The following is a 290-nucleotide window of genomic DNA, read 5'->3' as shown; positions in this document are numbered from 1 at the left end:
AATTAAAATTAATTGTTCTCCATTGTTTGTTGTATAGCGTAAGGAACGTTTTGGATTATCAATACTTAAATACATGCCACCTGGATAATCCGATTTTGCTTTGATTGCGAGAGCATAAGAGCGTTCAGCATACATTCGCGTAAAGAAAAAGCTATTCGCATCATAGAAAGGAAAATGTGAACAAGAGACAACATATTTGCAAGTGATGCGATGTCCGCCCTTTGTAATGACTTGTGGATAATCACCTTTTTCCACATCAATAGCTGTTGTTTGTTCATAAACTTTTCCAC

The 290-nt window shown here is 35.9% G+C and carries 1 pseudogene; it reads right to left on the bottom strand.

What is annotated here, in order from left to right:
- Positions 1 to 290, bottom strand: a pseudogene (locus tag SB658_RS23140) (FAD-dependent oxidoreductase); the annotation flags it as partial.

The organism is Bacillus sp. SIMBA_008, from assembly GCF_046535495.1.
GTDB classification, from domain to species: Bacteria; Bacillota; Bacilli; order Bacillales; family Bacillaceae; genus Bacillus; species Bacillus subtilis.
This window is presented reverse-complemented; position numbering and strand designations above follow the sequence as displayed.